The 12,371-nt window shown below is 54.0% G+C and carries 10 protein-coding genes; 5 read left to right on the top strand and 5 right to left on the bottom strand.

Annotated features, from left to right (window positions below):
• Positions 1 to 11: 11 nt before the first annotated feature.
• The 3 genes from gsiA to FDW96_RS21005 form a co-directional block, all read right to left on the bottom strand.
• Positions 12 to 1,883: a glutathione ABC transporter ATP-binding protein GsiA gene (gsiA, locus tag FDW96_RS21015; protein ID WP_137366230.1), complete on the bottom strand. Its 1,872-nt coding sequence runs from the start codon at positions 1,881 to 1,883 to the stop codon at positions 12 to 14.
• A complete protein-coding gene (iaaA, locus tag FDW96_RS21010; protein WP_079226182.1) occupies positions 1,867 to 2,835 on the bottom strand; it encodes a beta-aspartyl-peptidase in 969 nt (322 codons plus the stop codon). Before iaaA ends, gsiA begins: the two co-directional genes overlap by 17 nt.
• A gap of 191 nt (positions 2,836 to 3,026) precedes the next feature.
• Entirely contained in the window at positions 3,027 to 3,815 is a 789-nt protein-coding gene (locus FDW96_RS21005) for an aminoglycoside adenylyltransferase family protein (RefSeq protein ID WP_137366229.1), read from the bottom strand.
• A 175-nt stretch (positions 3,816 to 3,990) separates the two neighbouring features.
• Between FDW96_RS21005 and moeA the strand changes: the two genes are divergently transcribed.
• Positions 3,991 to 5,226 carry a molybdopterin molybdotransferase MoeA gene (moeA, locus tag FDW96_RS21000; RefSeq protein ID WP_137366228.1) on the top strand — a complete coding sequence of 412 codons (1,236 nt, stop codon included), beginning with the start codon at positions 3,991 to 3,993 and terminating at the stop codon, positions 5,224 to 5,226.
• Positions 5,226 to 5,975, top strand: coding sequence for a molybdopterin-synthase adenylyltransferase MoeB (moeB, locus tag FDW96_RS20995; protein ID WP_042309559.1), 750 nt, complete (start codon positions 5,226 to 5,228; stop codon positions 5,973 to 5,975). Before moeA ends, moeB begins: the two co-directional genes overlap by 1 nt.
• A gap of 48 nt (positions 5,976 to 6,023) precedes the next feature.
• Here moeB and FDW96_RS20990 read toward each other — a convergent pair whose 3' ends face one another.
• Both FDW96_RS20990 and fsa read right to left on the bottom strand, forming a co-directional pair.
• Positions 6,024 to 6,965 (bottom strand): Rpn family recombination-promoting nuclease/putative transposase, encoded by a 942-nt coding sequence (locus FDW96_RS20990; protein WP_137366227.1) that lies wholly within the window; start codon positions 6,963 to 6,965, stop codon positions 6,024 to 6,026.
• Between the two features lie 174 nt (positions 6,966 to 7,139).
• Positions 7,140 to 7,802 carry a fructose-6-phosphate aldolase gene (gene fsa / locus FDW96_RS20985; RefSeq protein ID WP_042309562.1) on the bottom strand — a complete coding sequence of 221 codons (663 nt, stop codon included), beginning with the start codon at positions 7,800 to 7,802 and terminating at the stop codon, positions 7,140 to 7,142.
• Positions 7,803 to 7,934: 132 nt separating this feature from the next.
• On the opposite strand from fsa, the gene FDW96_RS20980 reads away from it, so the two are divergent.
• The 3 genes from FDW96_RS20980 (at position 7,935) to FDW96_RS20970 (ending at position 12,255) form a co-directional block, all read left to right on the top strand.
• Positions 7,935 to 8,834 carry a glycyl-radical enzyme activating protein gene (locus tag FDW96_RS20980; protein WP_137366226.1) on the top strand — a complete coding sequence of 300 codons (900 nt, stop codon included), beginning with the start codon at positions 7,935 to 7,937 and terminating at the stop codon, positions 8,832 to 8,834.
• A gap of 5 nt (positions 8,835 to 8,839) precedes the next feature.
• Positions 8,840 to 11,272, top strand: coding sequence for a glycyl radical protein (locus FDW96_RS20975; RefSeq protein WP_079224866.1), 2,433 nt, complete (start codon positions 8,840 to 8,842; stop codon positions 11,270 to 11,272).
• 167 nt (positions 11,273 to 11,439) lie between these two features.
• Positions 11,440 to 12,255 carry a Cof-type HAD-IIB family hydrolase gene (locus FDW96_RS20970; RefSeq protein ID WP_061381898.1) on the top strand — a complete coding sequence of 272 codons (816 nt, stop codon included), beginning with the start codon at positions 11,440 to 11,442 and terminating at the stop codon, positions 12,253 to 12,255.
• Positions 12,256 to 12,371 lie beyond the last annotated feature (116 nt).

The raw sequence follows: 12,371 nt of genomic DNA, 5'->3' as shown, positions 1-12,371 counted from the left end.
CTGTCTGCCTGTTATAAACGCGAAAGCGCATTTTCTTGTTGTGGACGCGCTACATAATGCCCCGGGCCAACTAACTGTAATGACATGGGGGAAATCTCTTCGCCGCGCTTGCGGATATTGCTGGGGATATCATCCGACAACAGCACGCGCTGGGGGCGATGATGTGATGGATCGGCAACGGGTACTGCCGCCATTAGTTTGCGCGTATACGGATGCTGTGGATTTTCAAATACCGCCCGCCGGGTGCCGATCTCGACGATCTGCCCCAGATACATCACCGCCACACGGTGGCTGATCCGCTCCACTACCGCCATATCGTGGGAAATAAACAGATATGCGATCCCCATTTCGCGCTGCAGGTCGAGCAACAGGTTGATAATTTGCCCACGAATCGAGACATCCAGAGCCGAGACCGACTCATCGGCAATGATCACCTTGGGATTGAGCGCCAACGCCCGGGCAATGCAGATACGCTGACGCTGACCGCCGGAAAACTCGTGCGGATAGCGCCAGGCATGCTCAGGGAGCAATCCTACGCGCTCCAGCAGCCAGGCAACCCGTTTTGCCGCCGCATCACCTTGCAGTAATCCATGCACCCGTAACGGCTCTAAAATGGAATATCCCACCGTCTGGCGAGGATCGAGCGATGCATAAGGGTCCTGGAAGATAAACTGAATATCCCGGCGCAGCGGCTGCAGTTTGCTGGCGGCCAGGGTATCAATACGCTGTCCGTTGAAGATGATCTCTCCACGCTGAGACTTAACCAGGCGCAACAACGCCCGCCCGGTGGTGGACTTGCCGCAGCCCGACTCGCCCACCAGCGAGAGCGTTTCTCCCGGCCACAGGTCAAAGCTAACGTTTTCCACCGCGTGCACCTCACGGGTTACCCGGTTAAGAATGCCGCTGCGCAGAGGAAAACGCGTCACCAGATTACGTACCCGTAGGATAGGCTCGCCTTCAACCACGGTGTCCTGCTCGGTTTGCGGTTCGACATGACTGGGATCGTGTAAAGAAATAAGTGGAAAACGGCGCGGAAGCTCTTGTCCGCTCATGGAGCCAAGCTGCGGTACGGCTGCCAGCAGCGCTTTAGTATAGGGATGCTGGGGAGCATGAAAGATCTGCTCAACGCTGCCGGTTTCTACTGCCTCACCCTGATACATCACCAGCACACGGTCGGCAATATCCGCCACCACCCCCATATCGTGGGTAATAAAGATCACCCCCATCGACATATCCTGCTGCAACACTTTTATCAGTTGCAGGATCTGCGCCTGAATAGTGACATCCAGCGCGGTGGTCGGCTCATCGGCAATCAGAACCGCGGGGCGGCACGACAGCGCCATAGCGATCATCACGCGCTGGCGCATGCCGCCGGAAAGCTGGTGTGGATAGCGCGATAAAATCGCCTTCGCCTCAGGGATACGGACCTGATCGAGCATCCGTTTAGCTTCCACCATCGCCTCTTCATGACTGGCCCCCTGGTGTAAGCGGATAGACTCGGCGATCTGCTCACCCACGGTAAACACCGGATTAAGCGATGTCATTGGCTCCTGAAAGATCATCGCGATATCCGCGCCGCGCACGTGGCGCATCTGTGATGCGCTCTGTTCACCCAGCTCAATCACCTGGCGATTGCGGCGGCGGAGGAGCATTTCATCACAGCTCACCTCACCGCCAGCCTGTTCTATCAGACGCATCAGCGACAAAGCCGTGACCGACTTTCCTGAACCGGACTCGCCAACTATCGCCAACGTTTCGCCACGCTTGAGGCGAAATGACAGATTACGCACCGCACCGACGCGCTGCTGTTCCTGTTCAAAGGTAATGTTCAGGTTGCTCACTGCCAGTACGTCACTGGCGTCAAGCTCATCGCTGTGTGGCAACGGTATCTCCTTTTTCCCGATAAATACCGGTGGTTGGCGTATCGCCCGCGTATCCCCAGGCACGGTACATGCCTTCACTGTTAAACGGTAAGGCGACGTTACCCTCATGATCGATAGCAATTAAGCCACCGCTGCCGCCCAGCGCCGGTAATTTTTCCATCACCACACGCTCGCACGCCTCAGATAAACTCAGGCCGCCGTAGTCCATCAACGCCGCAATGTCATAAGCCGCCAGCGCACGAATAAAGACTTCTCCGGTTCCGGTGCAGGAAACCGCAACGTTGGCGTTATTGGCATAACAGCCGGCGCCGACCAGCGGACTGTCACCCACCCGGCCCGGCAATTTGTTGGTCATCCCGCCGGTCGATGTCGCCGCCGCCAGATTACCAAACATGTCCAGCGCGACCGCCCCCACGGTACCCATTTTGTTATTTTCATCCAGTGGGGTAGCGTTATGATCCAGCATCGTTTCACCCGTCGTTCGTACCGCCAGCAATTGAGCGTAGCGTTCTGGCGTCGAGAAAATATCCGCCGAAACGCGCTCCATACCCTGCGCAATAGCAAAATTCTCTGCCCCCTCACCAATCATCATCACGTGTGGGCTGTGTTCCATCACCAGGCGTGCCGCGAGAACTGGATTACGCAGATGGCTTACTCCCGCGACGGCTCCCGCTTGCAGGGTATTACCGTCCATCACGCAGGCGTCCAGCTCATGGGTTTCATCACGGGTATATACTGCGCCAATTCCGGCATTAAACAGCGGGCACTCTTCCAGCAGACGCACGGCCTCGGTCACCACATCCAGTGCGCTACGCCCCTCTTCGAGCATCCGCTGACCGGTTTCGACGATATCGGACAGCGCCTGTATGTAACGCAACTCCTGCTCCTGGCTCAGCTGCGCGCGGGTAATAGCCCCAGCACCGCCATGAATTGCAATAACTGCTTTACCCATTTTTTCGTCCATTAAGGTGACTGATTCCGGGGGTTATAAATATCAGAATTTCGGTGACTTATTGATTCGATTTTTGAATATAGAAAGATGCAGACGTCATGTAAAGGTAAAGGCCTGCACCTCATAATCGATACCATCAGGTCATACAGATAGAGTAAACAGGAATGAGATCCCCGACGACATTGAATAACCTATTCAAGCAGATCGGTAATCTCTTTTTTTGCATAAAACACAAATCGTTGTACTGACGGCATAGATTCAGCCCAGTTCGTTTTGCTTAACCCCAGATATTCCGAACATGCAGCTTGCAGCGTGTCAGCATGCTCAACGGGCAATTGCGGCATGAGCCACGACGCGGCCTCATCCTTTGCGACAATATCGCCAGTAACGACGCTGTACCAGATACGCGCCAAAGCCAGCATGATATTGCGCTCATCACCCTCTAAATCTGCCGGTTTTTGCCACTGTTCGAGGGTATGTCGAAACGTTTCCAATACATCATTGGCAGGAATGGCGTTGAATAATATATCAGCGGGTTCACCGAATAACGGTACGCTGGCGCGCCGGGCCTGGGTCAGCAAAATGGCAAGATCAGGATCCGCCAGCGCCGGTTCAAATACGCCGGCACCAATATCATCACGCAACCACTCACCAAATTGCATTTCTCTGACGGGTGGGAATCGCCACGGCACGATCTGCGAGAACAGAACAACGGTGACTTCCAGCGCGCGGTAACGTTCTGAGGTCCCGGGCGGCGCTGAAATGGTCAGCAATTCCCGCATTACGGTTTCTCTTAACCGGGCATCCATTGGTTCCCGTATGGTGACCAACAAATCGATGTCGCTTTGAGGTTTTAAACCGCTTTCGACAGCAGAACCATACAGATGAATAGCAACGAGATTCTCCTCGAAAACCTGGCGGATGAGCGCGCTGGCTGCATTCACCTGTCGTCGAATTGCCTCCGGGATAGTAGTAGCCATTTAGCCCCCTGGGAAAAAAGCGGAAATATTAAGTCTATACTGCATTGTTCCTGTGTCGCTATCCTCTGGCATAAAACCTTGATCAGATCTGATTCTAAGCCTGAGGTAGCATACTGTCCTCGGCCATTTTCTGACATAATGGCCGGATTCGATTTTGCCCCGCAGGAGTCTTCTCATGGAATTTACCGCCGGACTGATGCCGCTTGAAACGGCTCTCTCTCAGATGCTGTCGCGTATTACCCCGCTCACCGCCGTCGAAACGCTGCCTCTGGTTCAATGTTTTGGCCGTATCCTGGCCGCCGACGTCGTATCCCCCATTGATGTACCGGGATTCGATAACTCGGCAATGGATGGCTATGCGGTGCGATTAGATGATTTACGCTCGGGTCTGCCGCTTGCGGTAGCAGGCAAAGCCTTTGCCGGACAGCCTTTTCACGGCGAATGGCCCGCGGGGACCTGTATCCGCATCATGACCGGCGCTCCGGTGCCTGCCGGTTGTGAAGCAGTGGTCATGCAGGAACAAACGGAACAAACCGACGACGGTGTGCGTTTTACCGCCGAAGCCCGCAGCGGACAAAATATTCGTCTGCGCGGTGAAGATATTGCGAACGGTGCAGTCGTCTTCCCCGCCGGGACCCGCCTGACAACCGCCGAGCTCCCGGTTCTGGCCTCGCTCGGAATTGCTGATGTGCCTGTTGTGCGCAAAGTCCGCGTGGCGTTGTTTTCCACTGGTGATGAACTGCAACTGCCGGGTCAACCGCTGGGCGACGGACAGATTTATGACACCAACCGTCTGGCCGTTCACCTGATGCTGCAACAGTTGGGCTGCGAGGTGATCAACCTGGGGATTATTCGCGACGATCCCAACGCCCTGCGCGCGGCGTTTATTGAAGCCGACAGCCAGGCCGATGTCGTTATCAGCTCCGGTGGCGTTTCTGTCGGTGAAGCGGATTACACCAAAACCATTCTGGAAGAGTTGGGAGAAATTGCCTTCTGGAAGCTGGCCATCAAACCGGGCAAACCGTTTGCCTTTGGCAAACTAAGCAACAGTTGGTTTTGCGGTCTGCCGGGTAACCCGGTGTCAGCAGCCCTCACCTTTTATCAACTGGTGCAACCAATGCTGGCGAAACTCAGCGGCAACACGGGCTGTGGGTTGCCTCCTCGCCAACGCGTGCGCACCGCGTCACGTCTGAAGAAGACGCCAGGACGTCTGGATTTTCAACGTGGCGTATTGCAGCGCACCGCAGAAGGCGAACTGGAAGTCACCACCACCGGACACCAGGGTTCGCATATTTTTAGCTCCTTTAGCCTCGGCAACTGTTTTATCGTGCTGGAACGCGATCGCGGCAACGTTGAAGCCGGAGAGTGGGTTGAAGTCGAGCCGTTTAACGCGCTGTTTGGAGGCCTGTAATGGCGGAACTCAGCGACCAGGAGATGATGCGCTATAACCGGCAAATCATTCTGCGCGGCTTCGATTTTGAAGGCCAGGAAGCGCTCAAGGAGGCGCGGGTACTGGTCGTTGGTCTGGGGGGACTTGGCTGCGCCGCGACCCAATACCTGGCAGGCGCAGGCATCGGGCATTTAACGCTGCTCGACTTTGACACCGTTTCCGTGTCGAACCTCCAGCGCCAGACGCTGCACAGCGATGCAACCGTAGGGCAACCGAAAGTGCTGTCCGCCCGCGACGCGCTGGCGCGGATTAACCCTTATATCGCCATTACGCCAGTGAATGCGCTGCTGGATGATAGCGAAATTCACGCGCTGATCGCCGAACACGATTTGGTGCTGGACTGTACGGATAACGTCAGTATCCGCAATCAGCTTAATGCCGGATGCTTTAGCGCAAAGGTTCCGCTGGTTTCCGGGGCGGCAATCCGCATGGAAGGGCAAATTACCGTCTTTACCTATCAGGAAGGCGAACCTTGCTACCGTTGCCTGAGCCGCCTGTTCGGTGAAAATGCCCTCACCTGCGTGGAGGCTGGCGTAATGGCTCCGCTAATCGGCGTGATCGGCTCATTACAGGCTATGGAAGCCATTAAATTATTGGCAAACTACGGTAAACCCGCATCTGGAAAAATCGTCATGTACGACGCCATGACCTGCCAGTTTCGCGAAATGAAGCTGATGCGTAACCCTGGCTGTGAGGTGTGCGGGCAATAACTGTAAGCCCCGGCGGCATTTATTTTCCGGGGCTGTACTAACATACAGTCAATGCGTCAAAGATTTAATATCTTCCTCTGATAGCCCGGTGATTCTCACAATAAGCTCCCGTGGGAGACCATCGGCCAGCATTGAGTGGGCAATGCGCTGCGCTTCCTCGCGGCGACCTTCAGCTAAACCTTTTTCATGACCGCGCTCCATGCCTTTCCGTAGCCCCTTTCGCTCCCCTGCCCTACGTATTTTTTCGACAATATTCATTGTACTCTCCTTGTGTTCGGGTACCTGCTGCGCCAGCTTACGCATAAATCGCCCAAAGCGCGGTTTGTGACCATGCTGGATTAGCAGATAATTAAACAGCGCTTTTAGCTGGCTGTCATTAGCACTTCCTGTAACCAGCAGCGTAGCCAGATTGTCCACCAGTCCTAATAAATCGCGCTGGCGAATATGCTTTTGAATCAGTTCCAGCAGTGCGATACGCCGGTGCTGCATAATTTCTTCATCCGGGATCACGGTAATATCCACCAATGGAAATGCCGACAGATAAAGCTGGCGCGCCAGGAGCGGATTATCAAACTCATCCAGCCAGCATAAAGAGAAGGGATAAGGCGTATCGACGCCATGATAAAACAGCATCGGCACGACTAACGGTAAGCGGGCATGCCCAGCGTCAAGGTGGCTTTGCATTGCCGCTATCGCATAACGCATCAGGCGAAACGCCATATGCACATCAGGACGACTTTGATGTTCAATCACGACATAGATATAACCCTCCCCTTCACTGGTTTTCATCGACCAAAGCACATCTGAATAATATGCGCGTAAGTTTTCTTCAATAAAACTGGTGGGTTGCAGTTCTAACGTCGCCAGATCACAAAGCGCCCGTAGCGTGGGAGGAAGATGAATTTCAATAAAATCACGGGCTGTGGCAGGGTATTTTAAAAATGTTTTAAACAGCGCATCGTGCGGTGTGGCTGTAGGTGTTTTTTTCATGGCGGTCCGTCACCTGATAAACATGATGACGTGACTGTACCCGTCGCGATGACGGGTAGCATGCAGGCTTTACCGGTTTTACGAGGGGGATTCGCAGTTTATTGCTCTTAACTGCAACAGATTCATTTTAACGGAATCACATACGCAAATATGCCGGAGTAATCCGACCTAAAACTAGATCGACGTCCGTCCAAACGCCCCCTGCCAATCCTGCTCAAACTTCACAATCGCCGCATCCACAGCCGGAGAACTAATCATCTGCTGAGCGACGTCCAGCGGCAGCGTGATGGATTCGCAGCCTGCCAGCAGGCAATCCAGCGCCTGACGCGGCGTTTTGAAGCTGGCTGCCAGTACTTTGGCGTGCGGCGCATGCATGTTCAGTAAGGTTTGCAGATCGGTAACTGTCTGAATACCATCTCCCCCCTGCGCATCCACGCGGTTTACGTATGGCGCAACATATTCCGCTCCCGCCAGCGCCGCTAACAGCCCTTGAGCAGCACCGTATACCGCGGTACCCAGCGTCGGGATCCCTTCTTCTTTCAGCAGTTTAATCGCCGCCAGACCTTCTGCCGTCACCGGTACTTTGACCACGATATCCGCAATGATTGTCCGCAGTTTACGCGCATCGCTGACCATACCTTCGGCGGTCGTCGCCATCACCTGCGCAAACAGACGGCCTTGTCCCCCCATCGCTTCCTGCAGTTGCGGCAGCAACACTTCCAGCCTCTCTTTACCAGCCGCCACAATACTGGGGTTAGTGGTCACCCCGGCCAACGGAAAAATACGCGCCAGAGCTTTGACAGCGGCAACATCCGACGTATCTAAATAGAGTTCCATAACCTTTCCTCAAACGAATAATTAGCATGAATAAAAGGTAGCACGGCGAAACCTCACGGTTAGTTGACGCACGTCAATATAACTTTCATTCGAAAGTAATTTAATCTTTATACGAAAGAAAAGGGGCCGCTTATGATTTTCAATATCCAGCGCTATTCCACGCATGATGGTCCCGGTATCCGTACCGTGGTGTTCCTTAAGGGATGCTCCCTCGGCTGTCGTTGGTGTCAGAATCCGGAAAGCCGCGCCCGCACACAGGACCTGCTCTACGACGCACGTTTGTGTCTCGACGGTTGCGATCTCTGTGCTCAGGCGGCACCCGCGGTGATTGAGCGGGCGCTGAGCGGTCTGCTTATTTATCGCGAAAAACTGACCGATGACGATTTCGCCGCGCTGACGGACTGCTGTCCAACCCAGGCGCTGACCGTCTGCGGAGAGGTAAAAAGCGTGGATGACATCATGGCGACCGTACTGCGTGATAAACCGTTTTACGATCGTAGCGGTGGCGGGCTCACCCTCTCGGGCGGCGAACCGTTTATGCAGCCAGAACTGGCGGCAGAATTATTCCAAGCCAGCCACGACGCGGGCATTCATACGGCGGTCGAAACCTGTCTGCATGTGCCGTGGAAGTATATCGAGCCGTCATTACCTTACATTGATCTGTTCCTGGCCGATTTAAAACATGTCGCCGACGCGCCGTTTAAACAGTGGACCGATGGCAGTGCCTCTCGTGTATTAGACAATCTGAAAAAATTGGCCGCTGCGGGTAAAAAAATGATTATCCGCGTACCGCTGATTCAGGGTTTCAACGCTGACGAAGCCGCCATCCAGGCTATTACCGATTTTGCTGCCGACGAGCTTCACGTCGGGGAGATCCATTTTTTGCCCTATCACACCCTGGGCATCAATAAATACCACTTACTCAGTCAACCCTACAACGCACCGGATAAACCGCTTGAGGCGCCAGCTCTGCTCGAATTTGCTCAGCAGTATGCCCGCCATAAAGGTTTAACCGCGACCCTACGAGGATAATCGCCATGACCACTCTGAAACTGGACACACTCAGCGACCGTATCAAAGCGCATAAGACAGCCCTGATCCACATCGTGAAGCCGCCGGTTTGCACCGAGCGCGCCCAGCACTATACCGAGATGTATCAACAACATCTGGATAAGCCAATCCCGGTACGCCGCGCGCTGGCGCTGGCCCATCATCTGGCGGAACGTACCATCTGGATTAAGCATGACGAGCTGATCGTTGGCAACCAGGCGAGCGAAGTGCGCGCCGCGCCGATCTTCCCGGAATACACCGTCTCCTGGATTGAAAAAGAGATCGATGACCTCGCCGACAGACCTGGCGCAGGCTTCTCGGTAAGCGAAGAGAATAAACGTGTGTTGCACGAGGTATGTCCGTGGTGGCGTGGTCAGACCGTGCAGGATCGCTGCTACGGGATGTTCACCGATGAGCAGAAAGGTCTGCTGGAAACCGGCATTATCAAAGCCGAAGGCAACATGACCTCCGGCGACGCACACCTGGCGGTAAACTTCCCGCTGCTGCTGGAAAAAGGTCTCGACGGCCTGCGCCACAAAGTCGATGAACGTCGTTCCCGCATCAATCTGACATGTCTGGAAGACCTCCATGGCGATCAGTTCCTGAAAGCGATAGATATCGTGCTGGAGGCCGTCAGCCTGCACATTGAGCGCTTCGCCACGCTGGCACGTAAAATGGCGTCCACAGAAACTCGCGCCAGCCGTCGTGATGAACTGCTGACCATGGCGGAAAACTGCGATGTGATCGCCCATGAGCCGCCAAAAACGTTCTGGCAGGCGCTGCAGTTGTGCTACTTCATCCAGTTGATCCTGCAAATTGAATCGAACGGCCATTCAGTGTCGTTTGGTCGCATGGATCAGTATCTCTATCCTTTCTACCGTCGTGATGTGGAGCTGAATCAGTCGCTGGATCGCGAGCACGCCATTGAGCTGCTGCACAGCTGCTGGCTGAAGCTGCTGGAAGTGAACAAAATCCGCTCCGGTTCCCACTCCAAAGCATCGGCGGGCAGCCCGCTGTATCAGAACGTGACCATTGGCGGACAGAATCTGGTTAACGGTCAAGCGGTGGATGCCGTCAACCCGCTCTCTTACGCCATTCTGGAATCCTGCGGTCGCCTGCGCTCTACTCAGCCTAACCTGAGCGTGCGCTATCACGCGGGGATGAGTAACGATTTCCTTGATGCCTGTGTGCAGGTCATTCGCTGCGGCTTCGGGATGCCAGCCTTTAACAACGATGAAATCGTCATACCTGAATTTATAAAGCTTGGTATTGAACCGCAGGACGCCTATGACTATGCGGCCATTGGTTGCATCGAAACCGCCGTTGGTGGCAAATGGGGCTACCGTTGTACCGGCATGAGCTTTATTAACTTTGCCCGCGTGATGCTGGCGGCGCTGGAAGGCGGACGCGATGCCACCAGCGGCAAAGTCTTCCTGCCGCAGGAAAAAGCGCTCTCGGCTGGCAACTTCAACAATTTCGATGAAGTGATGGACGCCTGGGATACACAGATTCGCTACTACACCCGTAAATCCATTGAAATCGAGTATGTCGTTGACACCATGCTGGAAGAGAACGTACACGATATTCTCTGTTCGGCGCTGGTAGACGACTGTATCGAACGCGCGAAAAGCATTAAGCAAGGCGGCGCGAAGTATGACTGGGTATCAGGTTTGCAGGTGGGTATCGCCAACCTCGGCAACAGCCTGGCGGCTGTGAAGAAACTGGTCTTCGATCAAGGCGCTATCGGCCAGCAGCAATTGGCTGCAGCACTGGCTGATGATTTTGACGGTCTGACCCACGAGCAATTACGTCAACGACTGATCAACGGCGCGCCGAAGTACGGCAACGATGACGATTCCGTTGATACACTACTGGCCCGCGCTTATCAGACTTATATCGATGAACTGAAACAGTATCATAATCCACGTTATGGTCGCGGTCCGGTTGGCGGCAATTACTACGCCGGGACCTCTTCTATCTCCGCAAACGTGCCGTTTGGCGCGGCAACCATGGCAACTCCGGATGGCCGTAAAGCTCACACCCCGCTGGCTGAAGGCGCAAGTCCGGCTTCCGGGACGGACCATCTCGGCCCGACGGCGGTGATTGGCTCGGTGGGTAAACTGCCGACCGGTTCCATTCTCGGCGGCGTGTTGTTAAATCAGAAGCTGAATCCGGCCACGCTGGAGAATGAATCAGATAAGCAAAAACTGATGATCCTGCTGCGCACCTTCTTTGAAGAGCACAAAGGCTGGCATATTCAGTACAACATTGTGTCCCGTGAAACGCTGCTGGAAGCAAAAAAACACCCGGATCAATACCGTGACCTGGTGGTGCGTGTCGCAGGCTATTCCGCCTTCTTCACCGCCCTGTCTCCGGATGCACAGGACGATATCATCGCCCGTACTGAACACATGTTGTAACTCCCCCGCCCGGTGGCGCTGCGCTTACCGGGCCTACATATTTCCCCCTTAGCCGGGTAAGGCGAAGCTGCCACCCGGCCTTTTACTTTCATTCGAAATTAAATTTGTGCTTCAGGTCACATTGTTATTAGAATGTTTCTGGTCGCAGTTATGAGCCAGGAGCAAGTATGACCATCAAAGTTATCGTCACCGATATGGACGGAACTTTTCTCGACGACGCCAAGAAATACGATCGTGCACGTTTTATGGCGCAGTATCAGGAACTGAAAAAACGAGATATTGAATTTGTCGTGGCCAGCGGCAACCAGTATTTCCAGCTGATCTCCTTTTTCCCGGAGCTTAAAGACGAAATATCGTTTGTCGCTGAGAATGGCGCGCTGGTTTATGAGCATGGCAAGCAGCTGTTTCACGGTGAGCTCACCCGTCACGAATCACGCATTGTTATTGGCGAACTCCTCAAAGACAAGCAGCTCAATTTTGTTGCATGTGGTCTGCAAAGTGCCTACGTCAGCGAGAATGCCCCAGAGCCTTTCGTGGCATTGATGTCGAAACACTATCATCGCCTGAAACCGGTGAAAGATTATCAGGACATTGATGATGTGCTGTTTAAGTTTTCTCTGAACTTACCCGACCAACAAATCCCGTTGGTTATCGATCACTTGCATACTGCTCTGGATGGCATAATGAAGCCCGTCACCAGCGGCTTTGGGTTTATCGATTTGATTATTCCGGGCTTACATAAAGCCAACGGTATCAGTCGCCTGCTGAAACGCTGGAACCTGTCTCCGCAAAACGTCGTCGCCATTGGCGATAGCGGCAACGATGCAGAAATGCTGAAAATGGCGCATTACTCTTTCGCCATGGCCAATGCGGCAGAGAGCATTAAAGCGATTGCCCGCTATCAGACCGACGACAATAACCATCAGGGCGCGCTGAACGTGATTCAGGCGGTGCTGGATAACACATCTCCTTTTAACGTCTGATCCTGCTAACCGGGGCGTGCTCCGGTTTTTCACTCTTTATTCATTCCGTGCCCACCATCAAGTTTTTAAACTTGCATTAACTTATTTTTAACTTATATTGCATGTGTAAGTTAAAT

The sequence above is a fragment of the Citrobacter sp. TBCS-15 genome, assembly GCF_005280815.1.
Taxonomy (GTDB): Bacteria; Pseudomonadota; Gammaproteobacteria; order Enterobacterales; family Enterobacteriaceae; genus Citrobacter; species Citrobacter werkmanii.
This window is presented reverse-complemented; position numbering and strand designations above follow the sequence as displayed.

What these genes read in the sequence shown, in the direction of transcription:
- fsa (WP_042309562.1), bottom strand. Translation starts at nt 7,802, where the DNA reads ATGGAACTCTATTTAGATACGTCGGATGTTGCCGCTGTCAAAGCTCTG.
- moeB (WP_042309559.1), top strand. Translation starts at nt 5,226, where the DNA reads ATGGCGGAACTCAGCGACCAGGAGATGATGCGCTATAACCGGCAAATC.
- FDW96_RS21005 (WP_137366229.1), bottom strand. Translation starts at nt 3,815, where the DNA reads ATGGCTACTACTATCCCGGAGGCAATTCGACGACAGGTGAATGCAGCC.
- moeA (WP_137366228.1), top strand. Translation starts at nt 3,991, where the DNA reads ATGGAATTTACCGCCGGACTGATGCCGCTTGAAACGGCTCTCTCTCAG.
- FDW96_RS20975 (WP_079224866.1), top strand. Translation starts at nt 8,840, where the DNA reads ATGACCACTCTGAAACTGGACACACTCAGCGACCGTATCAAAGCGCAT.
- iaaA (WP_079226182.1), bottom strand. Translation starts at nt 2,835, where the DNA reads ATGGGTAAAGCAGTTATTGCAATTCATGGCGGTGCTGGGGCTATTACC.
- FDW96_RS20970 (WP_061381898.1), top strand. Translation starts at nt 11,440, where the DNA reads ATGACCATCAAAGTTATCGTCACCGATATGGACGGAACTTTTCTCGAC.
- FDW96_RS20990 (WP_137366227.1), bottom strand. Translation starts at nt 6,965, where the DNA reads ATGAAAAAAACACCTACAGCCACACCGCACGATGCGCTGTTTAAAACA.
- FDW96_RS20980 (WP_137366226.1), top strand. Translation starts at nt 7,935, where the DNA reads ATGATTTTCAATATCCAGCGCTATTCCACGCATGATGGTCCCGGTATC.